Origin of the sequence: Pseudoroseomonas ludipueritiae, assembly GCF_014490445.1 — a bacterium.
GTDB lineage: Bacteria > Pseudomonadota > Alphaproteobacteria > Acetobacterales > Acetobacteraceae > Pseudoroseomonas > Pseudoroseomonas ludipueritiae.
In genome coordinates, this window is the sequence record NZ_JACTUZ010000028.1 from 14,671 (window position 1) to 37,886 (window position 23,216).

General features: G+C 68.8%; 24 protein-coding genes. 8 read left to right on the top strand and 16 right to left on the bottom strand.

Annotated elements, in window-relative coordinates; translation table 11 throughout:
- From IBL25_RS09160 to IBL25_RS09205, 10 genes are all read right to left on the bottom strand, one after another.
- A complete protein-coding gene (locus tag IBL25_RS09160) occupies window positions 1–375 on the bottom strand; it encodes a TIGR02588 family protein (RefSeq protein WP_187778249.1) in 375 nt (124 codons plus the stop codon).
- A gap of 3 nt (window positions 376–378) precedes the next feature.
- Window positions 379–1,215: a TIGR02587 family membrane protein gene (locus tag IBL25_RS09165; RefSeq protein ID WP_187778250.1), complete on the bottom strand. Its 837-nt coding sequence runs from the start codon at window positions 1,213–1,215 to the stop codon at window positions 379–381.
- On the bottom strand, window positions 1,212–1,823 hold the full coding sequence (locus IBL25_RS09170) for an isochorismatase family cysteine hydrolase (protein ID WP_187778251.1): 612 nt from the start codon (window positions 1,821–1,823) through the stop codon (window positions 1,212–1,214). Before IBL25_RS09170 ends, IBL25_RS09165 begins: the two co-directional genes overlap by 4 nt.
- A 21-nt stretch (window positions 1,824–1,844) precedes the next feature.
- On the bottom strand, window positions 1,845–3,878 hold the full coding sequence (locus tag IBL25_RS09175; protein ID WP_187778252.1) for an NAD(+) synthase: 2,034 nt from the start codon (window positions 3,876–3,878) through the stop codon (window positions 1,845–1,847).
- A gap of 126 nt (window positions 3,879–4,004) precedes the next feature.
- Complete coding sequence (rocF, locus tag IBL25_RS09180) at window positions 4,005–4,979, bottom strand: arginase (protein ID WP_187778253.1); 975 nt, start codon at window positions 4,977–4,979, stop codon at window positions 4,005–4,007.
- A 24-nt stretch (window positions 4,980–5,003) separates the two neighbouring features.
- A complete protein-coding gene (gene ku, locus IBL25_RS09185; RefSeq protein WP_187778254.1) occupies window positions 5,004–5,870 on the bottom strand; it encodes a non-homologous end joining protein Ku in 867 nt (288 codons plus the stop codon).
- Entirely contained in the window at window positions 5,867–8,404 is a 2,538-nt protein-coding gene (ligD, locus tag IBL25_RS09190) for a DNA ligase D (RefSeq protein WP_187778255.1), read from the bottom strand. The genes ku and ligD overlap by 4 nt, the downstream gene beginning before the upstream one ends.
- 87 nt (window positions 8,405–8,491) lie before the next feature.
- Window positions 8,492–9,865, bottom strand: a complete 1,374-nt coding sequence (locus IBL25_RS09195; RefSeq protein WP_238940302.1) for an MATE family efflux transporter — start codon at window positions 9,863–9,865, stop codon at window positions 8,492–8,494.
- Window positions 9,866–9,936: 71 nt separating this feature from the next.
- The gene (gene fhuF / locus IBL25_RS09200) at window positions 9,937–10,674 is read right to left on the bottom strand and encodes a siderophore-iron reductase FhuF (RefSeq protein ID WP_187778256.1); all 738 of its coding nucleotides are present in this window, start codon (window positions 10,672–10,674) and stop codon (window positions 9,937–9,939) included.
- Window positions 10,671–11,741, bottom strand: a complete 1,071-nt coding sequence (locus IBL25_RS09205) for an alpha-hydroxy acid oxidase (RefSeq protein WP_367615583.1) — start codon at window positions 11,739–11,741, stop codon at window positions 10,671–10,673. Before IBL25_RS09205 ends, fhuF begins: the two co-directional genes overlap by 4 nt.
- 98 nt (window positions 11,742–11,839) lie before the next feature.
- Between IBL25_RS09205 and IBL25_RS09210 the strand changes: the two genes are divergently transcribed.
- Together IBL25_RS09210 and IBL25_RS09215 are read left to right on the top strand one after the other, a co-directional pair.
- A complete protein-coding gene (locus tag IBL25_RS09210; protein ID WP_187778257.1) occupies window positions 11,840–12,160 on the top strand; it encodes an antibiotic biosynthesis monooxygenase family protein in 321 nt (106 codons plus the stop codon).
- 62 nt (window positions 12,161–12,222) lie between these two features.
- Window positions 12,223–13,242 (top strand): NADP-dependent oxidoreductase, encoded by a 1,020-nt coding sequence (locus tag IBL25_RS09215; protein WP_187778258.1) that lies wholly within the window; start codon window positions 12,223–12,225, stop codon window positions 13,240–13,242.
- A 37-nt stretch (window positions 13,243–13,279) separates the two neighbouring features.
- Here IBL25_RS09215 and IBL25_RS09220 read toward each other — a convergent pair whose 3' ends face one another.
- Window positions 13,280–14,254: a hypothetical protein gene (locus tag IBL25_RS09220; protein ID WP_239417697.1), complete on the bottom strand. Its 975-nt coding sequence runs from the start codon at window positions 14,252–14,254 to the stop codon at window positions 13,280–13,282.
- 629 nt (window positions 14,255–14,883) lie between these two features.
- On the opposite strand from IBL25_RS09220, the gene IBL25_RS09225 reads away from it, so the two are divergent.
- Together IBL25_RS09225 and IBL25_RS09230 are read left to right on the top strand one after the other, a co-directional pair.
- Window positions 14,884–16,080 carry an amidohydrolase gene (locus IBL25_RS09225; RefSeq protein WP_187778260.1) on the top strand — a complete coding sequence of 399 codons (1,197 nt, stop codon included), beginning with the start codon at window positions 14,884–14,886 and terminating at the stop codon, window positions 16,078–16,080.
- Window positions 16,081–16,085: 5 nt separating this feature from the next.
- A complete protein-coding gene (locus tag IBL25_RS09230) occupies window positions 16,086–17,663 on the top strand; it encodes an ABC transporter substrate-binding protein (protein WP_367615584.1) in 1,578 nt (525 codons plus the stop codon).
- 35 nt (window positions 17,664–17,698) lie between these two features.
- On the opposite strand, the gene IBL25_RS09235 is transcribed toward IBL25_RS09230, so the two are convergent.
- The 3 genes from IBL25_RS09235 to nthA are packed head-to-tail and all read right to left on the bottom strand — an operon-like array spanning window position 17,699 to window position 19,309.
- Window positions 17,699–18,040, bottom strand: a complete 342-nt coding sequence (locus IBL25_RS09235) for a nitrile hydratase accessory protein (protein ID WP_238940303.1) — start codon at window positions 18,038–18,040, stop codon at window positions 17,699–17,701.
- Window positions 18,027–18,683, bottom strand: a complete 657-nt coding sequence (gene nthB / locus IBL25_RS09240) for a nitrile hydratase subunit beta (protein WP_187778263.1) — start codon at window positions 18,681–18,683, stop codon at window positions 18,027–18,029. Before nthB ends, IBL25_RS09235 begins: the two co-directional genes overlap by 14 nt.
- The gene (gene nthA / locus IBL25_RS09245; RefSeq protein ID WP_187778264.1) at window positions 18,680–19,309 is read right to left on the bottom strand and encodes a nitrile hydratase subunit alpha; all 630 of its coding nucleotides are present in this window, start codon (window positions 19,307–19,309) and stop codon (window positions 18,680–18,682) included. The genes nthB and nthA overlap by 4 nt, the downstream gene beginning before the upstream one ends.
- A gap of 189 nt (window positions 19,310–19,498) precedes the next feature.
- Between nthA and IBL25_RS09250 the strand changes: the two genes are divergently transcribed.
- Window positions 19,499–20,347, top strand: coding sequence for an alpha/beta hydrolase (locus tag IBL25_RS09250; protein WP_202986731.1), 849 nt, complete (start codon window positions 19,499–19,501; stop codon window positions 20,345–20,347).
- Between the two features lie 12 nt (window positions 20,348–20,359).
- Here the strand turns inward: IBL25_RS09250 and IBL25_RS09255 are convergent, their stop codons facing one another.
- On the bottom strand, window positions 20,360–20,599 hold the full coding sequence (locus IBL25_RS09255; RefSeq protein WP_187778265.1) for a DUF3126 family protein: 240 nt from the start codon (window positions 20,597–20,599) through the stop codon (window positions 20,360–20,362).
- Window positions 20,600–20,844: 245 nt separating this feature from the next.
- On the opposite strand from IBL25_RS09255, the gene IBL25_RS09260 reads away from it, so the two are divergent.
- The 3 genes from IBL25_RS09260 to IBL25_RS09270 all read left to right on the top strand — a co-directional run bounded on the left by IBL25_RS09260 (window position 20,845) and on the right by IBL25_RS09270 (window position 22,483).
- Entirely contained in the window at window positions 20,845–21,237 is a 393-nt protein-coding gene (locus IBL25_RS09260) for a response regulator (RefSeq protein ID WP_187778266.1), read from the top strand.
- 83 nt (window positions 21,238–21,320) lie between these two features.
- Window positions 21,321–22,049: a DUF7168 domain-containing protein gene (locus tag IBL25_RS09265; protein WP_187778267.1), complete on the top strand. Its 729-nt coding sequence runs from the start codon at window positions 21,321–21,323 to the stop codon at window positions 22,047–22,049.
- Window positions 22,046–22,483 carry a hypothetical protein gene (locus tag IBL25_RS09270; protein ID WP_187778268.1) on the top strand — a complete coding sequence of 146 codons (438 nt, stop codon included), beginning with the start codon at window positions 22,046–22,048 and terminating at the stop codon, window positions 22,481–22,483. Before IBL25_RS09265 ends, IBL25_RS09270 begins: the two co-directional genes overlap by 4 nt.
- Before the next feature lie 4 nt (window positions 22,484–22,487).
- Here IBL25_RS09270 and IBL25_RS09275 read toward each other — a convergent pair whose 3' ends face one another.
- The gene (locus IBL25_RS09275; RefSeq protein ID WP_187778269.1) at window positions 22,488–23,090 is read right to left on the bottom strand and encodes a hypothetical protein; all 603 of its coding nucleotides are present in this window, start codon (window positions 23,088–23,090) and stop codon (window positions 22,488–22,490) included.
- Window positions 23,091–23,216 lie beyond the last annotated feature (126 nt).

Below are 23,216 nucleotides of genomic sequence, written 5' to 3' on the forward strand. Positions count from 1 at the left end.
TCATGGCTCCTGGTATCCCGTGGCGCGGAGGGAGAGGCTGCAGCAGGCGGGGTCCCGCGTGAACCACAGCCCGCCTCGGGCGGCGGAGCCGCGTGGGGCATAGTCCAACGTCACGCGGCTGGTCTCCACCACCTGCCCATCCTCGGAGAGCCGGCCCTCGATATCCACCGCCGCGGCCGTGGCCTGGGAGGCATTAGTCACGGTGAAGCGGACCAGGTGCCCCTCCTCTCCCGCCACCACATCCGTTGCCCGCACCCGCAGCAGGGGCGGTGCCCCATCCTCCCGTGGGATCTGCAGGGCCACGGTCACCAGCGTCGCGGCCACCAGTGCCGCCCCGATGGCAGCGCAGATCCATTCCAGCAACGGCCTGCGCATGGCTCAAACCACCAGCCGCGCGATGGCCGCGCCCAATGCTGCCGGGAAGCCCAGCACCACCGCCATCATCGCCACCAGCGGCAGCGCGGCACCATCCGTGCGGCCGAAGGTCCAAAGCGCCCAGACGCTGACCAGCAGCGCCAGCGCATAGCCCACCACCGTGTAGTGCAGGAAGACCGGCCAGAAGCCGACACCCTCCGGCCACTGCTCCTGCCCCGCGAAGCCCACCGTATAGACCAGCAGATGCAGCAGCAGCAGGGAGAGCGCCGCCAGCCCCAGCACCTGCGCGGCACTCATCTGGTAGGTGATCAGGATCATCTCCTCGGTCGGCGCCACGTTGAAGGCCGTGAACAAGGCACCGGCCACCATCAGGAACAACTGCGCCGGGTAGCCAGCACGGTCGTCCCGCCCCCGGGATTCGCCGCCCCCGAACTGCTTGCGGGCGGCCCCAGCGCCCATGCCCGCCGGAATGGCCTGGACGGCGATCATGCCTATCCAGCCGCGCCAGCCCATGTCCTCCGTCCCCACGCCGAGCAGCCACAGGAGCAGCCCCAGGCCCAGGAAGCCGACGCCATAGGCCGTGAATCCATCCAGCACCGCATCCGAGACACGGTCCGCCGGCTCGAAGCCGCTGTAATAGGCAAGACCGACGAGAATGCCGAGGCCCAGCAACAGAAACACCAGAAGCCGTGCCGGCGTGATGGAAAAGCCGATCCACCACATCTCCATCGTCATCACGAGTGGAAAGGCGAAGATCAACGCGCCGGCAAAGGCACGCGCCAAGCCGATGGCGTAATCCCGGTTGCTGGCGACGCTTCGGTGCGACGGGTCCGCCGTCATTTCCAGAGCCGCAGGATCTGCTCCACCGTGCCGACTTCCACCTGCCCGCCATAGCGCTGGCTATAAAGGCCGAGCAACGCGTCATGCATCGCGTCGGAGGAGGAGCAGAGCGCATCCTTCGGCACCACGATGCGATAACCGCGGTCCACCGCGCCCATCACCGCCGCCAGCACGCAGACATCGGTCTCGGCGCCGCTGATGACCAGCGTGTTGGTGCCACGCTCCCGCAGCATTTCATCCAGGCCGGTTTCCAGCCACGGCGAATAGACACCCTTGTCGATCACCGTGGCCGGCGGCACGAAGCGTGCGAGCTGCGGCACCAGATCGACCATGCTGGGCGGCAGGGCCTCCAGCGTCATCTTCGACCAGCGCTGGTAATACTCCTTCCAGGTGCCCTCGCCTTCTCCCGGATGCGCGACGGGAATGAAGCGGGTGAAAATGGTTTCCGCCGGATGCGCCTCCACCAGTTGCTCCACGAAGGGCAGCACGCGCTTCATCCAGGGCGTATGCCATTCAGAGCCCTCGGCGAAGAGGTTCTGCATGTCCACGCAAAGATGGACACAATCGGAGCCGAGCGGCTTGTCCCGGAGTCCGTCGCCTCTTGCCATCGCGTTTTCCTCCTGTCCTGCTCACTCGGTGGGTACGTTCCGCCGCAATTCCTCCAGCCAGGCCGTGGCCGTGCCGTCGGAGGGCGCGCGCCAGTCGCCACGCGGCGACAGCGATCCGCCACCCGAGACCTTCGGCCCATTCGGCATGGCGGAGCGCTTGAACTGGCTGAAGCCGAAGTAACGCGCCAGGAACACTTCCAGCCAATGCCGGATGATGCGCAGGTCGTATTGCGGCCGGGCATCCTCCGGGAAGCCGGCGGGCCAACGGCCCCGCGAGGCATCGTGCCAGGCGTGCCAGGCCAGGAAGGCGATCTTGGAAGGCCGGAAGCCGTAGCGCAGCGTGTAGAACAGGTGGAAATCCTGCAGCGCGTAGGGGCCGATCTTCTGCTCCGTGCTTTGCAGCGCCTGCCCTTCCGCCGGCACCAGTTCCGGAGAGATCTCGGTGCCCAGGATGGAGGTCAGCGTCGCGCCCACCGCATCGTCGAACTGGCGGGAGGAGACGACCCAGCGGATCAGGTGCTGAATCAGCGTCTTCGGCACGCCGGAATTGACGTTGTAATGCGACATCTGGTCGCCGACGCCGTAGGTGCACCAGCCCAGCGCCAGTTCCGACAGGTCGCCGGTGCCCAGCACCATGCCGCCGTGGTGGTTGGCGGCGCGGAAGAGGTAGTCGGTGCGCAGGCCCGCCTGCACATTCTCGAAGGTCACGTCATAAACCGGCTCGCCGCGCCCGAAGGGATGGCCAAGGTCCTTCAGCATCTGCGTCGCCGCCGGGCGGATATCCAGCTCCTGCGCGGTGACGCCAAGGGATTCCATCAGCGCATGGGCATTGGTGCGCGTGCCCTCGCTGGTGCCGAAGCCCGGCATGGTGAAGGCGAGGATATCGGTGCGCGGCCGCCCCAGCAGATCCATGGCCTTGGCGGCGACGATCAGCGCCTGGGTGGAATCCAGCCCGCCCGAGACGCCGATGACGATGCGCCCCTTGGTGGCCCGCAGCCGCTGGATCAGGCCGGAGACCTGGATGTTGTAGGCCTCGTAGCAATCCTGGTGCAGCCGCGCCGGATCGGCGGGAACGAAGGGGAAGCGCTCCACCGGCCGCCGCAGCCCGAGATCCTGGGTGGGCGGATCGAGGTGGAAGGTGACAGTGCGGAAGGCGGTGCCTTCAACGATGCGCCGGTTGTCATCAAAGGTGCCCTGGCGCGCGCGCTCCTGCCGCAGCAGGTCCAGGTCCACATCGGCGAAGACGGTCTGGCCTTCGGAGGGGAAACGCTCGCTTTCCGCCAGGATCAGGCCGTTCTCGAAGATCGAGACCTGGCCGTCCCAGGCGAGGTCGGTGGTGCTCTCCCCGGTGCCAGCGGCGGCATAGACATAGACAGCGAGGCAGCGCGCGGACTGCGATTGGCAGAGCAGCCGCCGCGTATCCGCCTTGCCAACGGTGATGTTGCTGGCGGAGAGATTGGCCAGCACCGCCGCCCCCGCCAGCGCGCCCCGCGCGCTCGGCGGCATGGGAACCCAAAGGTCCTCGCAGATCTCGGCATGGACGATGAGGCCCGGCAGGTCCTCGGCCGCGAAGAGCTGGTCGGGTCCGAAGGGCGCTTCCTGGCCGGCGAGGCGAATGCGGCCGCCCTCGGTGCCGGCGCCGCTGGCGAAGTAGCGGCGTTCGTAGAATTCACGATAGTTGGGCAGGTGCTGCTTCGGCACCACGCCAAGAAGCCGGCCGCCCTGGATGGCGAGGGCGGTGTTATAGACCCGCCCGGCATGGCGCAGCGGCGCGCCCACCAACAGCAGGGGGCGCAGCGAGGCCGATTCCGAGATCAGGCGCGCCGCCGCTTCCTCCACCGCATCCAGCAGCGTGTCCTGCAGGTGCAGGTCGTCGATGGAGTAGCCGGAGAGCGCCAGTTCCGGGAACACTGCCACCGCCGCGCCGGCCTCATGGCATTCGCGCGCCGCGGCCAGCACGGCTTCGGCATTCGCGCCCGGGTCCGCCAAGGTGCAGCGCGTCGTGCAGGCGGCGATGCGGGCGAAACCGTGGCGGTAGAGAGAAGCGAAGGTCATGCGATACACCACCGGCTGCGGGAGGAAACACACGGGACCGGAGGCCGGCCACCAGTCCCGTGATGTCCTATGCGCCGAAGGGGCGCAAGGTTGCGCGCCAGATCAGAAGGCGTGCATCCGTGATCGTCAGAAGGCCCGCATCCGCACCGGCGGCCGGTCCAGCACCGTGCGGCCGAAGAGGCTGGCCACCAGCTCCACCAGCAGCCGGGCGCTGCGGCCGCGCTCATCCAGGAAGGGATTCAGCTCCACGATATCGAGCGAGCCGACCAGGCCGCTGTCATGCAACATCTCCATGATCAGATGCGCCTCCCGGTAGGTGGCGCCGCCGGGCACCGTGGTGCCGACGCCCGGGGCCAGCGACGGGTCCAGCATGTCCACGTCCAAGCTGACATGCAGGTGCACGTCCCGCGCCTGCCATTGCTCGATCAACGGCCGCATCAGCGCGGCCACGCCCTGCTCGTCGATGGCGCGCATGTCGATGGCGCGCACGCCATGCGCCTGCACCTGCCGCCGCTCCTCCGTGTCGATGGAACGCAGGCCGAAGATATGGATGGCTTCCGGCGGCAATGGCACCAGCGGGCGGTCGCCCAGCAGCGGGCGCAGGCTTTCCTCGCCGGAAAGGAAAGCCAGCGACATGCCGTGCATGTTGCGCGAGGGCGTGGTGGCCGGCGTGTTGAAATCGGCATGCGCGTCGATCCAGAGCACCGCCAGTTGCCGCCCCGCATCCTTGCAGTGGCGGGCGATGCCGCTGACGCTGCCCATGGAGAGCGCGTGATCGCCGCCCAGGAAGATCGGCAGCCTGCCCTGCTCTGCCAGCGCATGGGCGCGGTCATGGATCGATTGCGTCCAGCCCGCCACTTCCTCCAGGTTCCGGCAGCCGGCGACATCCTGCGGCGCCATGTCCACGAAGGGGTGTTCCGGCGGCGGCAGGTCGCCGGCATCCTCCACTTCATGCCCCAGTTCGCGCAGCAATGTCGTCAGCCCGGCGATCCGCAGCGCCGCAGGCCCCATGCGGGCACCGGGCACGCTGGTGCCCGCATCCATCGGGATGCCAAGCAAGGTCGTGCGCCGGCGGCTTTCCCGCCCATCGAAATCCGCCATGTAAACTCCCGCCAGCACCTGGGTTCAGGCGCGCTTCTTTCTGGCCGGCGTGGCCTTCCGGGCTGGCGCCTTGCGTGGCGCCGGCTTGCTGGCCGGGGCCTTGCGCGGCGCGCCCTGCTTCAGGCTGTTCAGCAAAGCCGCCATCAGGTCAATGACATTGCCACGGTCAGGCTGCTCCTCCGGCTCCGGCTCGGCAGGCTTGCCCTGCTTGCGCGCCTCGATCACCTCGCGCAGCCGCGCCTCGTAGCGGTCCTCGGTATCGGACGGGTCGAATTCATCCACCTGCCGTTCGATCAACTGGCGGGCGAGTTTCACCATCTCCTTGTCGGGCGCCGCTTTCGGCACATCCTCGAAGGCGGATTTCGCCGGGCGCAGGTCGCTCTCCTCGTGCAGCGTATGCAGCACCAGCCCCTTGCCCAGGGGAACAATGCCCACCGCCCTTTCCCGCCGGAACAGCACGAGGCGGGAGAGCGCCATCATGCCGCTTTCCTGCAAGGCATCCCGCAGCACGGCGTAGACATCCGCGCTGTCGTCGTCGTCCGGCACGACGTAGTAGCTGTTATCGACATACAGCGACCCGACTGAATCCCCCGGCACGAATTTCGCGATGTTCAGCGTGCTGGTGCTTTCCACCCGGGCGCTGTCGAAATCCTCCTCGGTCAGGATGACATACTCGCCCTTCTCGTATTCGTAGCCGCGCGCGAGGTCGCCGCGCTCCACCTCCTTGCCCGTCTCGGCATCCACCGTCTGGGTGCGGATGCGGTTGCCGGTCTTGGGGTTGATCAGGTGGAAATGCAGGTTGTTCCGCTCGTGATGCGCGGTCACCAGTGCGATGCGGCAGGAAACCAGCGCCAGGCGCAGGGTGCCGCGCCAGATCGGGCGTTCGCTCATGTCTTATCCTTGCTGCGGCGCTTCCTGCCGCCCGGCCGGGGCAGCGGGCGGGCGGCATCGGCATAGCCGGCCCAGGGGTCAGGGATATCCAGCCGCGCCGGGGCGGTCTCCACGGTGAAGGCCTTGGGGTCCAGCTTCGGGCCCAGTTCCTCCCAGGCCAGGGGCATGGAGACGGTGGCGCCAGGACGCGCGCGCGGCGACCAAGCGGCCACCGCCGTCGCCGTGCGGTCATTGCGCAGATAGTCGAGGAAGATCTTGCCCTTCCGCGCGCGCTTGGAGAGCGTGGTGGTGTATTTCTCCGGCGCCGCCTGCGCCATGACGGTGCAGAGCGCCTCGCAGAATACCTTGGCCTCCGGCCATCCGGCATCGGGCTTCAGGGGCGCGACCACGTGCAGGCCCTTGCCGCCCGTGGTCTTCACGAAGGCGCCGAGGCCCAGCGCCTCCAATTGCCGCCGCACCTCCCGAGCCGCCTCGACCACCGCGGCGAAACCCAGTCCCTCATCCGGGTCGATGTCGAAGACCAGCCGGTCCGGCCGCTCGGCATCCCTGGCCAGGGCGCCGCCGGGGTGGATCTCCAGCACCGCCGATTGCGCCAGGGCCACCAGGGCCTCGGCACTGTCCACGGCCAGGAAAGGTTCCTCCTCGCCCTTCAGCGGCACGCGCTGGAGCAGGGCGGAAGTGCCGGCGCCGGGGTGGCGTTGCAGGAAGCGCGGTCCTTCGATGCCATCCGGCGCCCGCAGCAGCGCCACCAGCCGGCCGCCGGCATAATCCAGCAGCTTCGGCGCCACGGTGGCGTAGTACTCGGCCAGTTGGCGCTTCGAGACGCCCTCCTTCGGCCAGAGCAGCTTGTCCGGATGGCTCAGCCGCACGCCGGCCACGCTGTTGCCGGTGGAAACCACGCGCGGGCGTGTCTCTGGGTTTGGAATGGACGGGTCGTTTTGGCCCGCCAGAGGTCCCGGAGGGGTCACCGTCTCGGCTGGCTTGTCCTCCCGCAGGCCCTTGAAGGAGGCCTGACGAATGCGGCCTTCCCCGGTCCAGCCGGCGTAATCCACCTCGGCCACCAGCTTCGGCTCCACCCATTGGGCGCGGCGGCGGTCGGAAGGGTCGGGCTTGTTGCAGAAGGGCGAGGTGCCGCGCGCCAGTGGCTTCAGCAGCCTCGTCAGCTCCCGCGTCCGCGCGGCGGAAATGCCGGAGCCGACGCGGCCGAGATACACCAGCCCGCCATCCCGCCAGGCGCCCAGCAGCAGCGTCATATTGCCCTTGGGGCCGACCCCGTGGCCGCCGATGACGAACTCGTCGTTGCCGCGGCACTTGGTCTTGACCCAGTCCTCGCCCCGCCCGGAACGATAGGGCGCATCCAGCCGCTTCGAGACCACGCCCTCCAGCCCCACCTGGCAGGCGGAGCGCAGGATGGCCTCACCCGTGGCCTGGAAATGCTCGACATAGGTGATCTCGGGCGGTGCATCGGCCAGCAATGCCTTCAGGGCCGCCTTGCGGTCCCGCAGGGCCTGCGCACGCCAGTCCTGCCCATTGGCGAAGAGCAGGTCAAAGGCGAAGAAGCGCAGTTCATCCGTGCGCTTGCGGTCCATGGCGGAGATCAGCGCGGCGAAATCGGGGTGGCCCTCGGCGTCATTGGCCACCAATTCGCCATCCAGCACGCAATCCGGCAGCTTACCCAGCACGGCAGCGGTTTCCGGGAAGCGATAGGTCCAATCCTGGCCGCTGCGGGTCAGCAGCCTTGCCTTGCCCCCCGCTACATGCGCCTGCAGGCGATAGCCATCCAGCTTCACCTCATGCGCCCATTCGGCGCCGGACGGTGCCTGGGCGGCGCTGCTGCAAAGCTGCGGCGGAATGAACTCGCCGGCCTTGGCGGGGGGTTCCGGTGCGGCGGGTTCGCGGCGCGGGGCGCGCTTCTTCGCGGCCTTCCTGGGCTGCGGCTTGGCTGCCGCCTTGCCCGCGATCTCCTCCATGGAGCGGCCGGACTGGACGGACGTGGTTTCCGCCTCGATCAGGCTTTCCCCTTCTCCGGGGCGGGCTTCCTCGTCCTTTTCCTTGATCAGCAGCCATTGCGGCTTGGTCTCGCGTCCGCGCGGCCGCATCTTCACCAGGGTCCAGCCGCCGTGCATCCGTTCCCCATGCAGTTGGAACTTCAGCTTGCCGGCGGCGAGCGCCCTGCCGGGGTCTTCGTCCAGGCTTTCCCAGGTGCCGCGATCCCACAGCATCACCGTGCCGCCGCCATATTCACCCTGGGGGATGGTGCCCTCGAATGTGCCGTAATCCAGCGGATGGTCTTCCACCTGCACCGCCAGGCGCTTGTCGGCGGGGTCCAGGCTAGGGCCGCGGGTCACCGCCCAGCTTTTCAGCGTGCCGTCCAGTTCCAGCCGGAAGTCGAAATGCAGCCGCGTCGCATCGTGCTTCTGCACCACGAAGCTCAGCGCGCCCTTCTTGCGGCGGGTGGCCTTGCCGCGTGGCTCGGCGGTGCGCGTGAAGTCGCGCTTGGCGTTGTAGCGGTCGAGTGCGCCCTCGGATGGCATGGCTCACCCCATGGATGCGGCGGGCGGTGAAGCCGCCCTTTCCGTTCCCATAGAAAGCGCGGGCGCGGCGGCGGTTGCGCCGCGCGCTCAGCCAGGCGCCAGCACCACGAGACGCCTCCAGCGCAGCGTCATCAGCACCGCGACAACCGCCAGCCCGGCCGCCAGGCCAAACCAGACACCCACCGGCCCCAGCCCAGCCGGAAAGCCCAGCAGCATTCCCACCGGCAACCCCAGCACCCAGTAGCCCAGGGCGGCGAAGAGCAGCGGCAGGCGTGTGTCCTTCAGCCCGCGCAGCGCGCCGGCCGCCGCCACCTGCACGCCATCGGCCAGCTGGAACAACCCAGCCACCATCAGCAGCGTCGCGGCCAGCCGACGGGTCTCCCCCAGATCCGGCGGCAAGAAGAGCGCGGCGAGGAAGCCCGGCACCAGCAGCAGCACCAGTGCCGTGCTGGCCATGAAGCCGGCGGCAAGGCCGATGGCCATCCAGCCGGCGCGATGAACCCCTTCCGGGTCTTCCGCCCCTGCCGCCAGGCCAACCCGCGCGGTGGCCGCCTGCCCGATGCCCATGGGCACCATGAAGCAGGAACTGGCCACCTGGAGCGCCACGGCATGGGCGGCGACGGCGGAAGGGCCGAACCAGCCCATCACCAGGGCCGTGCCGCTGAAGACGCCGATTTCCAGCAGCATGGTGCCGGCGATCGGCAGGCCGATCCGCACGATCTCCACCATGCGCCGGAAGTCGGTGCGCCAGAAGCGGCCGGCGAGCTGAAAGCGGGACACGCGCCGGTCCAGCGCCATCACCCCCACCAGCCCCAGGAACATGAAGAGGTTGGAGCTGGCGCTGGCCACCCCCGCCCCCACCACGCCCAGGGAGGGGACGCCGAAGCCCCCCGCCACCAGCGCGTAATCCAGCACCACATTGATGCCGATGCAGGCGGTGGAAACCCAGAGCGCGGCATTCGGCCGCTCCAGCGCGGAAAGGAAGCCGCGCAGCAGCAGGAAGCCGTAGAAGGGCACCAGCCCCCACATCATGGCGCGCACGAAGGTCTGGGCCGCCTCGGCCAGCTCGGGGTCCTGGCCCGTGGCGCGCAGGAAGATGGCGCTGTGCCACAGCAGCAGGGCGATGGGCGGGAAGGACAGCAGCCCCAGCCACATCGCCTGGCGGAAGGTGCGGCGCATCTCCCGCACATGGTGGCGCACCCGCCCCTTCTCCTGCGCCATCATGGCCGAGGCCGCGAAGGCGAGGCCGAAGGGCAGCGACATGGCGATGAAGTAGAGATTGCCGCCCAGCGTGGCCGCCGCCAGCGGGATCTCCCCCAGATGGCCCAGGAACAGCGTGTCCGTCACCACCAGGGCGACCTGCGACAGATTGGTCAGTGCCAGCGGCCAAGCCAGGGCCAGCATGGCGCGCAGTTCCCGCCCCCAGCCACCGGCAGTGCCGGCAGCGGCGATGGTGGTCATGCCCTGGGCGCTCCTCGATCAAGGCGCCAGGGTTTATGGGGGGCGGGCGCGGCGTGCAACCGCGCCGCCGCTCAATGCCGCGTCAGCGCCTCGCCCCGCCCGGCCGGCAATGGGCAGGTGCAGCCGCAGCCGGCCATATCCGGCAGCAGGTAGCGCAGGCAGCAGACGCGGCGGCGGCGCCCGGCCTCGCCGCAGGGGGCGCCATAGACGCCGCAGATCGGGTTGGGAGAGCCATCGGGCCAGCAGCTCTGCTCCAGCACCGCATCTATATCGGCGCGGGCGGCGTCGGAGAGCAGGCCCTGCTGTTCCGCCATCTCGGCGGCGCTGGCGAAGCGCACGCCGATATTGCTCCAGGCCAGGCGGGGTGCGATGCGGCCTTCCGCGACCACCGCCGCCACCAAGGGGGCGAAATGGCCGCGCAGCAGCGGCGCGAAGCGCTCCACCCCGCCGGCCGCCACCTCACCACCCTCATGCGCCAGGCAGAAGCCGCGCGGCTCACCATCGGGGCCCACCAGCAGCAGCGTATCTTCTGGCGCGATCGGCAGGTCGCGCCCCAGCAGCAGGTTGGCGGCCAACACCGGATAGACCAGACGAACCGCGTAATACTGCGTCCACATGGAGACCACCGCACGGCGGTCGGCGCCGCCGTGGCGGGCAGCGAAACGGTCCAGCAGCCCGCAGAGCACGCCCGGTTCCGTCAGGGCGGCACAGGGCAGTGCCTCACCTTCCGGCCTGTCGCAGGGCAGGCACAGCGCATCCTGCGCAAAGGACAGGGGGCCCTGGAGGACGGGGTTGAGACTGTGGATCACTGGCCGTTCCCCGGCTGCCACAGGATATCGGGGGTGATGCTGTCCAGGCGCGGGCAGCCGGTCTGGGCCATGGCGACCTCAAGCTCAGTGCGCAGCAGCTTCAGCACATGCGCGACACCCGTCGCGCCGGCCAAGGCCAAGCCGTAAAGAACGGGTCGCCCCACCATCACGGCGCGGGCGCCAAGGGCCAGGGCCTTCAGCACATCGGTGCCGCGGCGAATGCCACCATCCAGCAGCAGCGGCACGCGGCCTGCCACCGCCTGAGCCACGGCGGGCAGCACTTCAATGCTGGCGGGCTGGCCGTCCAGCACCCGTCCACCGTGGTTGGAGACCACCAGCCCATCCGCCCCGGCCTCCAATGCGCGTCGCGCGTCGGCGGGTGTGGTGATGCCCTTCAGCAGCAGCGGCAGGCGCGTCCTCTGGCGCAGCGCCCCGATATCGGCCCAGCTGGCCATGCCTTGCAGCAGGCCGCCGAAGACGGCGTCGCCGCCCGGCTGCGCTCCGGCGCCGCGCAGGTTCACCGCCTCCACCCCCGGCGGCAGGCGGAAGCCGGCACGCTGTTCCCGGTTGCGCAGGCTGACCGGTGCATCGACGGTGACGACAATGGCGGCATAGCCGGCCTCCTCCGCCCTGCGGGCGAGAGACCAGGTGAAATCGCGGTCAGGCTGGATATAGAGCTGGAACCAGGGGCGTGGCGTGGCACGGGCGGCAATGGCCTCCAGCGGCAGGCTGGCCTGGGCGCTGACCACCATGCCCGCCTGCATGGCGCTGGCGCCGGTGGCCGTGGCGATCTCCCCTTCCGGGTGCAGCAGGCGGTGGAAGGCCGTGGGCGCCACCAGAACGGGGTGCGCCAGTTGCTGCCCGAACAGCTCCAGCCCGGTGCTCGCGCCCTCCATATCGGCCAGCACGCCCTGGTTCAGCTTCAGGCGGATAAAGGCGGCGCGGTTCTCGGCCAGCGTCAGCTCATCCGCGGCGCCGCCGGAGACATAGGCCCAGGCATTCTCCCCCATCCGCCGGCGCGCGTGCGGCTCGTAATCGGTCAGGGTGGCGATATCGGGCGGGATCACAGGCGGCTATCCTGGGATGCGGAGGGTCCGGCTCGACAGGCCGTGACGCAAGGCCCTACCATGAATGAGAAGCATTCGCAAACAGCAGGAGCAGCGCCATGCCCTTCATTGCCATGAACCGCTTCCGTGTCGCCCTGGGGAATGAAGCGGAGTTCGAGCAGGTCTGGGCCAGCCGCGACTCCCGGCTGCGGGAAGTGCCGGGCTTCGTCGCCTTCCACCTGCTGCGCGGCCCGGCGGCGGAGGACCATGTCCTCTACGCCTCCCACACCACCTGGCGCTCACGCGAGGATTTCGAGAACTGGACGCGGTCGGAAGCTTTCCGCGCGGCGCATCGCGGCGCCGGAGAGCGCAAGCCGCTCTATGTCGGCCCACCGCAGTTCGAGGGTTTCGAAAGCGTCCAGAGCCTCCTGCCGGAATAAGCGGCGGTTCCATCCTGGCGCGGCGGCCCCATCTCAGCCACCAGCCAAGAAGGAGCATACCGATGCCACAGACCGTCAGCCGCCAGATCCGTCTTGCCGCGCGGCCGGAAGGACGCCCCGGGCCAGAGCATTTCCGCCTGGAGGAACATCCGGTGCCGCCACCGGCGGAGGGCGAGGTGCTGCTGCAGACGCTCTACCTTTCGCTCGACCCCTATATGCGCGGGCGGATGAATGCCGGGAGATCCTACGCCAAGCCGGTCGGCATCGGTGAGGTGATGGAGGGCGGCACCGTCTGCCGCGTGCTGGAATCGCGCCACCCAGGCTTCGCGCCGGGCGATACCGTGCTCTCCTATTCCGGCTGGCAGAGCCATTCGGTGGCCTCGGGCGAGGGCCTGCGCAAGCTGGCCCCTTCGGTGGCGCCGGTCAGCACCGCACTGGGTGTGCTAGGCATGCCAGGCTTCACCGCCTGGTCCGGGCTGCTGCTGCTGGGCCAGCCCAAGCCGGGTGAGACGGTGGTGGTAGCCGCCGCGACCGGACCGGTCGGCTCGGCGGTGGGGCAGATCGCGCGGATCAAGGGCGCCCGGGCGGTTGGCATCGCCGGCGGGCCGCGCAAATGCGCCGCGCTGCGCGAGGAATTCGGCTTCGATGTTGCCATCGACCACCGCGCGCCAGATTTCGCCGAGCAACTGGCCGCCGCCTGCCCCGATGGCATTGATGTCTATTTCGAGAATGTTGGCGGCCCGGTCTGGGACGCGGTCTTCCCACTGCTGAACGAATTCGCCCGCGTGCCGGTCTGCGGGCTGGTGTCGCAATACAACGGCGCCAATACCAGCGGCGCTGACCGCCTGCCCGGCCTGATGCGGGAGGTGCTGTCCCGCAGCCTGACCATCCGCGGTTTCATTCAGCGGGAGTTCGCCGCGCATCGGCCGGATTTCCTGCGGGAGATGTCGGCCTGGGTGGCGGAAGGGAAGGTTCGTTATCGGGAGGATGTGGTGGAAGGGCTGGAGAAGGCCCCGGAGGCCTTCGCGGGCCTGCTGGAAGGGCGCAACTTCGGCAAGCTGCTGGTCCGGGTGGCCAGCTAAGGCGCCAGCGGCGGAAACGACCCGTTCATTCCAACGTTCAGGTCGTTTCCGACCCTTCTATTCCGGGTGTCTGCAGGGCGAGCGAACCCTGCTTCGGCAAGGCATGGACATAGCGGTAGCGGTAGGACTTGGCGCGGCCGCTGCCGGTCTCCTCGCAGGTCCAGGAGGCCAGGCCGCCGGCATTCGTCATGTCCTCGAAGGCTTGGCGGCATTCCTCGCGGAATTTCAGGCGCTGGCGCGTGGTCTCGGCCTTGTAGTCACGACCGGCCAGCTCGGCGAGGGTTTCCACCGGCACCCAGGTATAGTCCGGCTGGGAATCGATGAAGGGCCAGAAGGCCTTGGCATAGTCCGAGCGCAGCTTGAAATAGGTCTCGCCATCGATGCTGGCGAGGGTGCGGCTCTCGAACATGTCGCGCACCCATTCGCCATAGGCGACCTTGACCCGGGAATCGAGGGTCACGCCATCCCATTCGATGCGGCCCAGCAGATTGTCCGAGTAACCGGCCGCGGCGAGGCGCCCGCTCTGCGTCGCGGCCTCGTATTGCGCGAAGTCGCCCTGGTAGAAGCGGAAGGACACGGAACGCAATTCTTCAAAGACCCGCAACATGGTGCCGAGGTTGTTCACATGCGCCGTGCGGCCGGTGGCGGCCAGCAGGGCACGCCAGGTCGTCTCGGTATGGTAATAGGGCAAGGGGCGGGCGCCGTTCTGGGGCGCCATTTCGGTCCGCTTCGCGCGCATGCGGAACAATGCGTAAAGCGCGTCCCGGTGCTGCGAGCCAAGCTCGCGGCCCCGGACTTCCACCACCGTATGCGGCCGGACGACGTAAAGACGCTGAAAGCCGCTATCGGTGATCAGCCCTTTCTTGCGCGGGGCAAAGGCAGAAGTCCGTGCGAGACGGGAAGGCATGACGGTTGGCGCCTTGCGGCCACGGCGATTGGCCTTGGCGCGCTCAAAGCGTTCCAGGCGCTTCCGCTCGGCTTCCGTCAGCTCCTGGCTGCCTGTATTCGTCACCACAATATCGACCCTTTGATTCCGGCGGGTGCAGGCAGACTAGCACCGCGAGACAGCTTTCGCATCATCAGGGAATCAAGGGGTCGTTTTGGCGGCTGCGGTCCGGCCCCGGCCCCCGCCACGGTGGATGAGACGGGGGAGAAGTGAAGCAAGGGGTCGGATTTGGGAATGGCGGGGTCGGGTTTGGGAGAGAAGAGGTCGGAAACGGGAAGGAAGGGGTCACTAGGCTGAATTAACTATCTGATTTTAGCCGGTTTTTCTCGGAATAGACTCTTCTAATAGACTCTGAATCAGACACTGATTGACCGGTCCTGTGGGCTTTTTCGTGGATAAAGCCGAAGCCGGAGGTCGCCAGAGCCCGCAGAGCCTCGCCGAACCTCCGAATTGCGACCCCTTGATTCCCGTTTCGGCGCGACTCCGGCGCTTTTGGCCTCGATGGAGGCATCGAAAAGCGACCCCTTCATTCCGCCGGCCCCGCCAGCCGAGCGGCCAGAAAGGTCGGGGGCGGAATCGCCGCCGCAAAGCGACCCTTCCATTCCGGCTCGCAGGATCTTGAGGTCAATGCATTGACCCACCCCGGCCGCCGGATCACTGTGCGCAACATCCCGCAAGCCTAAGAGGTACCCGTGATGCGGCAGAGCATGCTTGAGGCGATCAAAGAGTTCGAACCGGAACTCGTCGCCATCCGGCGCGATATCCATGAGCACCCCGAAACCCGTTTCGAGGAGGTGCGCACCGCCGCTCTGGTCGCCAGCAAGCTGCGCGAATGGGGTCTGACGGTGGAGGAAGGCATCGGCAAGACCGGCGTGGTCGGCACCCTGCAGGGGCGCCGGCCGGGCCAGCGCGCCATTGGGCTGCGGGCCGACATGGATGCGCTCTTCATCCAGGAGGAAAATGACTTTCCGCATGCCTCCAAGGTGCCGGGCAAGATGCATGCCTGCGGCCATGACGGGCATACGACCATGCTGCTAGGCGCCGCCAAGTACCTGGCGCGCAACCCCGATTTCGCCGGCACGGTGCATTTCATCTTCCAGCCGGCCGAGGAGGCCGGCACCGGCGCCGCCGCCATGATCGCCGACGGGCTCTTCGACCGCTTCCCGGTGGATGCGGTCTACGGCATGCACAATACCCCCGGCCTGCCGGTGGGGCAGTTCGCCACCCGTCCCGGGCCGATCTTGGCCGGCGCCGACTTCTGGGGCGTCACCTTCACCGGCACCGGTGGCCATGGCGGCTCCGCGCCGCATCTGGCGACCGATGTCACGGTGGTGCTGGGCCATTTCCTGCTGGCGGTGCATACCATCCTGCCGCGCAACCTGAAGCCGACCGAACCGGCAGCCCTTTCCGTCGGCCATGTCTCCGGCGGCACCTATGGTTCGCCCAACGTGATGCCGGCGCGCGTCGTGGTGCGCGGCACCGCGCGCTATTTCCGCCCCGAGGCGCAGGCGGTGATCCGCCAGCGGCTGGAGGAACTGGCCAGGACCCTCGCGGCCGCGCATGGCTGCGAGGCCGAGCTGACCTACGAGGCGCTTTGCCCGCCCACCGTGAATGCGCCGGAGAAGGTGCCGGTGGCCAATGCCGCCGCCGCCGCGCTGGTGGGCCAGCAGGCGGTGGGGGACTTCCCGATGAGCACGGGCGGCGAGGATTTCGCCTTCATGCTGCAGCAGAAGCCCGGCGTGTTCATGCGTATCGGCAATGGCGCCAATGCCGATGGCAGCTTCCACAATGTCCACACGCCGAAATATGACTTCAACGACGATACCCTGGCCCTTGGAGCCGCCTATTGGGCGAGCCTGGTGCAGCAGGAACTGAGCCTGGAAGACCGATGAGCATCATGACCCGTTCCCTCCGCGCGGCCCTGCTGGGCTGCGCCCTGCTGGCGCCCTTCGCGGCCGCGCAGGCCGAGCCGCTGTCGCTGGCCGTCAGCGCGCCGCCGGCCAGCATCGACCCGCATTACTACACGCTGACGCCGAGCATTCAGCTTTCCGCCCATATGTTCGAGGGGCTGACGCAGCGCGACGAGAATGCGCGCGTGCAGCCGGCGCTGGCGGAATCCTGGAAGCTGGTGGATGACACCACCTGGGAATTCAAGCTGCGGCCCGGCGTGAAGTTCCACAACGGCGCCGATTTCACGGCCGAGGACGTGGCCTTCTCGCTGAAGCGCGTGCCCTGGGTGCAGAGCCCCAGCTCCTTCGCCGTCTATACCCGTGCCATCACGGACGTGCAGGTGGTGGATGCGCATACGGTTCGCTTCAAGACCGCCGCGCCCTACCCGCTGCTGCCCAACGACCTGGCCAATGTCTTCATGGTCTCGCGCGGCATCGGCGAGAACACGCCTTCCTCGGACTTCAACTCCGGCAAGGCGGCCATCGGCACCGGCCCCTTCAAGTTCGTCTCCTACGACCCCAACAACCGGGTCGAGATGGCGCGCAACGAAGCCTATTGGGGCGAGAAGCCGGCCTGGGACCGGGTGAACTACCGCATCATCACCAATTCCGGTGCGCGCGTCGCGGCGCTGCTCTCCGGCGACGTGGCGATGATCGACAACGTGCCCACCGCCGATGTCGCCAAGATCCGCAACAACGACAAGGTCACCGTCGCGGAAGGCACCAGCCTGCGGCTGATCTTCCTGGGCCTCGACGTGTTCCGCGATGGCCCGACGCCGGATGTGCGCGGCCCGAATGGCGAGGAACTCGCCAAGAACCCGCTGCAGGACAAGCGTGTTCGCGAGGCGCTCTCGATCGCCATCAACCGCCCCGCCATTGTGCAGCGGATCATGGAGAATGTCGCGGTGCCGGCCGGGCAGTTCATGCCGGAAGGCTCCTTCGGCTATAACCCCGCGATCCCGGTGCCGAAGTTCGATGCCGACCGCGCCAAGAAGCTGCTGGCCGAGGCGGGTTACCCGAACGGACTGAGCATCACGCTGCGCGGCCCCAATGACCGTTACATCAATGATTCCCAGGTGCAGCAGGTCATCGCGCAGATGTGGGCGCGCATCGGCATCAAGACACAGGTTGAGGCGACGCCGCTGGCCACGCTGATCGGCCGCCTGAACCGCTTCGATGCCTCGGCCTATATGCTGGGCTGGAGCAACAGCACGGGCGAGCCCTCCACCTCGCTGCGTGCCGTGATGGGCACGCGGGCGCAGGGCGGCGGCGGCAGCCTCGGCCTGTCCAACTACGGGCGCTATTCCAACCCGGAGATGGATGCGCTGGCGGAGAAGGCGCTGAGCACGCTGGATGACAAGGCGCGCGAGACGATGCTGCAGGATGCCATGAAGATGGCCATGGATGATGTCGCGATCATCCCGCTGCACACGCAGAAGAGCGTCTGGGCGACCCGGCGCGGCCTGACCTATACGCCGCGGCTGGACGAGCAGACCCTGGCCACCGAGGTGCGTCCGGCGCGCTGAAGCGACCCGTCTCTTCCGCTCAAAAGCGAGCCGATTCAGCGCAGTAGGATCGGCTCGCCATGCGGGGTGGCTTCGGCCGCCGCGCGCCATTCCTCGCGCCGGCGCAGCAGGAGGGGGGCATCCAGGATGCCCTTCTCCTCCACCAGGTGTTCCAGCGCCGCCAGCCAGTGCTCGTAATAGGCGGTCTGCTCGCCGCCCGGCCGGGCGATCTCCCGCCCCAGGGCCTGGGCCCATTCGCTCCAGCTGAAGCAGCCTGCCCCATGCAGCGCCACGGCCATGGCAAAGGCCTGCGCTTCCCAGGGCTCGCGGAAGACCGGCCCGTCCGGTCCCAGGTCCAGGCCAGGCAGGTCGGCGGGAATGGGGTCAGAGCGGCTCAAGGTAGGACTCCCAGGCATCGATGGAGATCGCCAGGGTGGGGTCGGATGCCTCACCCCACAATTCCCGCCCCTCGAAACGGATGGTGTAGAGCCATTGCGGCGCCTCCCCCTGCCCATGCGCCAGGGTATCGGGAAAGACGAAGACGCCACGGACCGCTTCCACCACGCCCTCCTTGTCGCGCGCGTAGCGCGGCAGGCGGGTATGGCCGGTGGGATGCTCGTTGCGCGTCCGCACGCGGTTACCCACCGCGAAGCGGGCGGGGGTGCTGGCGGGGCGATGATAGGGCGAGCCGCGCATCAATGCCGGCAGCACATTCTCCGCCTTGATGGGCCGCACCGGCTGCGGCGCCTCCAGGCCGCGGCCCTCCCGCAGCTCGGCCTCGGTGGTGAGGCCATGAGCCACCAGCAGGCGCTCCAGTGCCGTCAGCCAGATCTCGTAGTAGCTGGCGGAAAGATAGCGGGCCGGCGGAATGCTTTCCCGGGTATGGCGGGCGGCATCCAGGCTCCAGCGGCCTAGCGCGCCGATGGCCAGGGTCAGCGCGAAGGCGCCCTTTTCCCAATCCGCGTGGAACAGCTCGCCTTCCGGCTCCGGCACCACGGGGCCGAAGCCCATGGCGCCGCCCAGGTCATGCGGGCCGTTCATGCCGCGGGCCGCGCCAGGCCGGTGCCGATCATGGAATCCCGCGTCACCAAGGTGGCAAGCCGGGCCTCGTCCCAGCCCTCGGTGCCTTCCGGGCGGCGGGGGATGACCAGGTAGCGGATCTCGGCCGTGGAATCCCAGACGCGGATGCGGGTGGTTTCCGGCAGCTCCACCCCGAAGTCGCGCAGCACGCCGCGCGGGTCGATCACGGCACGGGAGCGGTAGGCCGGCGACTTGTACCAGGTGGGCGGCAGCCCCAGCACCGGCCAGGGGTAGCAGGAGCAAAGGGTGCAGACGACCATGTTGTGCTCCTCCGCCGTATTCTCCACGGCCACCATGTGCTCGCCCTGGCGCCCGGTGAAGCCGAGGGAATGGATGGCGGCGCTGGCGTCGCGCCGCAGCCAGTCGCGGAACCCGGGGTCGGCCCAGGCCTTGGCCACGACCTGCGCGCCGTTTCGCGGGCCGATACGGGTTTCATAGGTCTCGACGAACTCGTCCAGGGCGGCGGGGTCCACGTAGCCTTTTTCCACCAGCAGCGACTGCAGGGCCCGCACGCGCAGCTCCATCTCGGAGAGGCTGCTGCCATGGTCGTGATGGTGGTGGTCGTGGTGGTCGTGGTCGTGCGGCATGGCGTCCCTTCCCTTCCGCGTCTGGCCGATCTTCACGCCGGATGCCGCCGCCGCGCAACCATCCCGCGCCGGATGCAACCCTTGGCAAGCGCGGGCGTCACCTTTCCATTCCCGTGCAAGGCCACCGCGCAAGCCATGACGCTTCCTCCCAAGCCTGCCCTGCCCTCATCTTCCCGGATGCCAGGGGCCATGGGGCGGCGGATGCTGGGGGTGGCGGGGTTGCTGCTGGCTTCCGGCTGCTCTCCCGCCAGCCTGCTGAACGGGCTGGCGCCGGAGCGCATGGCGGGCGAGGCCATTCCCTATGGCGATCTGCCCCGGCAGAAGCTCGACCTTTACCAGCCGCCGCCGGAAACCGCCTCGCCACCCATGGTGGTGTTTCTATATGGTGGCGGCTGGACGGAGGGCAGCCGGGCCATGTACCGCTTCGTGGGCGCGGCGCTGGCGGAGCGTGGCTGCATCGTCGCTATCCCGGATTACCGGCTTTACCCAGACGCGGCCTTCCCCGCCTTTCTGCGGGACTGCGCGCTGGCAACGCGCTGGGCCTTCGACAACCGCGCGATGCTGGGCGCCGACCCGGGCCGGCTGTTCCTGATGGGCCATTCCGCCGGCGCCTACAATGCCGCGATGCTGGCGCTGGACGGGCAATGGCTTGGCGCGGTGGGGATGCGCCCGGCGCGGGACCTCGCCGGGGTCATCGGCATTGCCGGCCCTTACGATTTCCTGCCGCTGCGGGCGGATCTGCGGCCGATCTTCGGCCCGGCGGAGCAACTGGCGCGGACGCAGCCCATCAGCTTCGCCGATGGCGCCAACCCGCCGATGCTGCTGTTGCAGGGCGAGGCCGACGAGACCGTGGACCCCGGCAATGCCCGGCGCCTGGCCGGACGCATCCAGGCCAATGGCGGCCCGGTGGAGACGCGCTTCTACCCCGGCATCGGCCATGCGGCGATCGCAGGCGCGCTGTCCGGCACGCTGCGCTTCCTGGCGCCGACGTTGCGGGACGCGCTGGCCTTCATGCGGGTGGGTGAGGCGGGCACGTGAGCCCGCCTGAGGTCACCGCCGCTTGGTGGGCTCCTTGGGCGCCGGCGGCAGGTCTTCCTCCAGGATGGTCAGGTGAACCGAATAGGAGGTCTCGCCCTCGTCATGGTCCTGGTGCAGAGTGCCGATGACCTCGTCCTCCACCGCCACTTCCACGGACAGGCCTTTGCGCGCCGGCGGCACGATGCGGATGCGGTCCGAGCCAAGCAGGCGCCGAAGGTAGGTCTGGACACGGGCGATATCGGTGGGCGTCATACGGGTCTGGTATTCCGTTGCTGGGGATGCTTCTCCATGCCCCCAATACCCCTATCGGGTCCAGCCACCTCACGGAAAAAGGCGCAGCACCATGCAACCCCTGGGGAGGTGGCGGGTTTCTCACCCGCCCTGCACACGTTTCTGTGATGGGCCGCCTTGCTGATCTTGGCAGGCGCTGCATCAACCCATATCCGGGGCGAGCCTCAGGCTCTGCGATGGTCGCATTTGCCCCGGCGAGAGATCCAATGAGCGTTACCCAGCCGAACGAGTCCCAGCGCCCCACCATTCTCGTGGTGGAGGATGAACCGATTGTGCGCATGGTCACCGTGGCGATGCTGGAGGACATGGGCTTCCGCGCCACCGAGGCCGCCAATGCCGCTGCCGTGCTGGCCAAGGTGGACCCTGGCGAGGGCGCGCTGGAAGCCGTGCTGCTGGATATCAATATCCCCGGTGCCCGTGGCCGTGACATGGTGGACGAGATCCGCACCATCCGCCCCAACCTGCCGGTGCTGATCGCCAGTGGCGCGGACACGGAGGAATTGCGGCAGCGCTTCATCCAGCACCAGCAGGTGGATTTCCTGCCCAAGCCCTATGCCAACGCCGAGCTGCGCCAGGCGCTGGAGCGCCTGGGGCTCTGAGGCGCGCCAGCCCGCCGTGGCCTGACCGCCAGCGGCGCCGCAGCTAGGCTGTTGGCGCCTTTCCGAATCCGATCCGGACCTTTATGCCCCCTTCTCAGGAAACCGAGATCGCGCGCGTCAAGGCGCGCATCCGCGCCCTGGCCGAGCGTACCGTCTCCAACGGCTGCACCGAGGCCGAGGCCATGGCCGCTGCCGAGATGGTCGGCCGGCTGCTGGAGCGCTACGCCCTCTCCATGGAGGAGATCGACCTGCGGGAAGCCCGCTGTGTTCAGGTCGAGATCCCCCTCCCCGGCCGGCAGCGGCGGCCGATTGATGGCTGCGTGCCGGCCATCGCCCGCTTCTGCGACTGCAAGGTCTGGCTGGCGCGGGATGGCGTGGGGCCGCGCTATGTCTTCTTCGGCTTCGAGACGGATACGGCGCTCGCCGCCTATCTGTTCCAGGTGATCGGCCGCGCCATGGTGGTGGAAGTGGAGCATTTCCGCGCCGCCCGCCCGGCGCTGCGTGGCGTGCCGCTGCGGCAGGCCAGCACCAGCTTCCAGCAGGGCATGGCGGCGCGGCTGGCCGAGCGGCTGGAGGTCATGCATGCGGAGCGCGAGGCTGGCGTGGCGGCGCAGCGGCAGACCGGCACCGCGCTGATGCTGGTGAAGCACCGGGTGGTGGATGATGCCTTCCGCGAGACCGGCACGCGGCTGGTTTCCGGCGGCCGCCGCAGCCTGCGCCAGAATGCCGCCTTCCGGCATGGCGAGGCGGCGGGGGAGCGGGTGAACCTGAACCGCCCCGTCTCCGGCAACGGGCGCGGCCTGCTGGAATGAAGCGCGACCGCCAGCGCGCCCGGGTCTATGCCTGGGAAGACGCGCATGTGGCGCCGCATGGCCAGGACCTGCTGCCCTTCGCCGCCGCCCGGCCGATGGTGGAGGCGATTTGGGCCGAGATGGGCCTGCGCTACCCCCCGGCGGTGGAGCCGCTGCCGCCGCAATCCCGCCGCGTGCAGGCCGATGCCAACCGGCTGCGCCTGCGGCTGCCACCGCAATGGCCGAGTTGGCTGCTGCTGCATGAGCTGGCCCATGCCATGACCAGCACCCATGACGGTGCCTCGGATGGCCATGGGCCGCGCTTCATGGGCCTCTACCTGCAATTGCTGGAGCGTTACCTGCGGCTGCCGGCCGCAGCGCTGGCGCCTTCCCTGGCCGAGGCCGGCATCGCCTGGGACCCGGCGGCCCGGCCCATCTTCCTGGACCCGGCCTGAATCCTCAGCCCGGCAGGCGCAATCCGCGCAGGCTGGCGGGGAGTTGCAACTGCGGGTAGCCCGGCAGGCGGAAGCGGCCAGGGTCCTGCGGCCCGTAACTCACACGGGTGGCCTCCAGCACTTCCTGCCGCCCGGTCTGTTGCGCGCGCAGCAGCACGCCATCCTGCGTCAGGCAGGCGGTGCCGCCCTTGCCGTCCCGCCGCTCGATGCGCCAGTCCGTGCAGCCCATGCCGGCGACGGTGCGGCGCCCCAGCCGTGTGACGCGCCCCTGTGACTCCGGCCGGTCCAGCAGCATGGCGATCTCGGGCGCCTGCGGCAGGCGCATCACCAGCCGCTGGCCTTCCATGACCATGAAGGCGCGCTGGCTGGGCTGATCCACCATCAGCCAGCCGGGGGCGGAGGCATTGTCCACCCGCAGCACCCGCTGGCTGGCCAGCCAGGCGGCATTGATGTCCCCGGGCATCCGGTCGCTGCCGGTCAGGCGGAAGGTCACGGCCACATCGCGGGTGGGCAGCAGGGTCGGGCTCTGCTGCGCCAGGGCGGGCGCCGCCAGCAGCGGCAGCGCCAGGATCGAGGATGTCAGGGCCGTGGCGAGGCGCCGCGTCATGGTTCTTCTCCCGGTCTCTAGCCGCCTTACATGGCGACGCTGGCTGGGAGCATCACCCCCTGGCGAGGCCATTGCCATCTCACAGTCCGTGGAAGAGGTCGGTGGAGAGGTAACGTTCGGCGAAGG

Bases quoted from the DNA above. Each gene is read 5' to 3' on its own strand.
- IBL25_RS09265 (WP_187778267.1), top strand. From the start codon at position 21,321: ATGCCCCCTTCTCAGGAAACCGAGATCGCGCGCGTCAAGGCGCGCATC.
- IBL25_RS09230 (WP_367615584.1), top strand. From the start codon at position 16,086: ATGACCCGTTCCCTCCGCGCGGCCCTGCTGGGCTGCGCCCTGCTGGCG.
- rocF (WP_187778253.1), bottom strand. From the start codon at position 4,979: ATGGCGGATTTCGATGGGCGGGAAAGCCGCCGGCGCACGACCTTGCTT.
- nthB (WP_187778263.1), bottom strand. From the start codon at position 18,683: ATGAACGGCCCGCATGACCTGGGCGGCGCCATGGGCTTCGGCCCCGTG.
- IBL25_RS09250 (WP_202986731.1), top strand. From the start codon at position 19,499: ATGGGGCGGCGGATGCTGGGGGTGGCGGGGTTGCTGCTGGCTTCCGGC.
- IBL25_RS09270 (WP_187778268.1), top strand. From the start codon at position 22,046: ATGAAGCGCGACCGCCAGCGCGCCCGGGTCTATGCCTGGGAAGACGCG.
- IBL25_RS09215 (WP_187778258.1), top strand. From the start codon at position 12,223: ATGCCACAGACCGTCAGCCGCCAGATCCGTCTTGCCGCGCGGCCGGAA.
- IBL25_RS09160 (WP_187778249.1), bottom strand. From the start codon at position 375: ATGCGCAGGCCGTTGCTGGAATGGATCTGCGCTGCCATCGGGGCGGCA.
- ku (WP_187778254.1), bottom strand. From the start codon at position 5,870: ATGAGCGAACGCCCGATCTGGCGCGGCACCCTGCGCCTGGCGCTGGTT.
- ligD (WP_187778255.1), bottom strand. From the start codon at position 8,404: ATGCCATCCGAGGGCGCACTCGACCGCTACAACGCCAAGCGCGACTTC.
- IBL25_RS09195 (WP_238940302.1), bottom strand. From the start codon at position 9,865: ATGACCACCATCGCCGCTGCCGGCACTGCCGGTGGCTGGGGGCGGGAA.
- IBL25_RS09275 (WP_187778269.1), bottom strand. From the start codon at position 23,090: ATGACGCGGCGCCTCGCCACGGCCCTGACATCCTCGATCCTGGCGCTG.
- IBL25_RS09175 (WP_187778252.1), bottom strand. From the start codon at position 3,878: ATGACCTTCGCTTCTCTCTACCGCCACGGTTTCGCCCGCATCGCCGCC.
- IBL25_RS09225 (WP_187778260.1), top strand. From the start codon at position 14,884: ATGCGGCAGAGCATGCTTGAGGCGATCAAAGAGTTCGAACCGGAACTC.
- IBL25_RS09170 (WP_187778251.1), bottom strand. From the start codon at position 1,823: ATGGCAAGAGGCGACGGACTCCGGGACAAGCCGCTCGGCTCCGATTGT.
- nthA (WP_187778264.1), bottom strand. From the start codon at position 19,309: ATGCCGCACGACCACGACCACCACGACCACCACCATCACGACCATGGC.
- IBL25_RS09210 (WP_187778257.1), top strand. From the start codon at position 11,840: ATGCCCTTCATTGCCATGAACCGCTTCCGTGTCGCCCTGGGGAATGAA.
- IBL25_RS09260 (WP_187778266.1), top strand. From the start codon at position 20,845: ATGAGCGTTACCCAGCCGAACGAGTCCCAGCGCCCCACCATTCTCGTG.
- IBL25_RS09165 (WP_187778250.1), bottom strand. From the start codon at position 1,215: ATGACGGCGGACCCGTCGCACCGAAGCGTCGCCAGCAACCGGGATTAC.
- IBL25_RS09255 (WP_187778265.1), bottom strand. From the start codon at position 20,599: ATGACGCCCACCGATATCGCCCGTGTCCAGACCTACCTTCGGCGCCTG.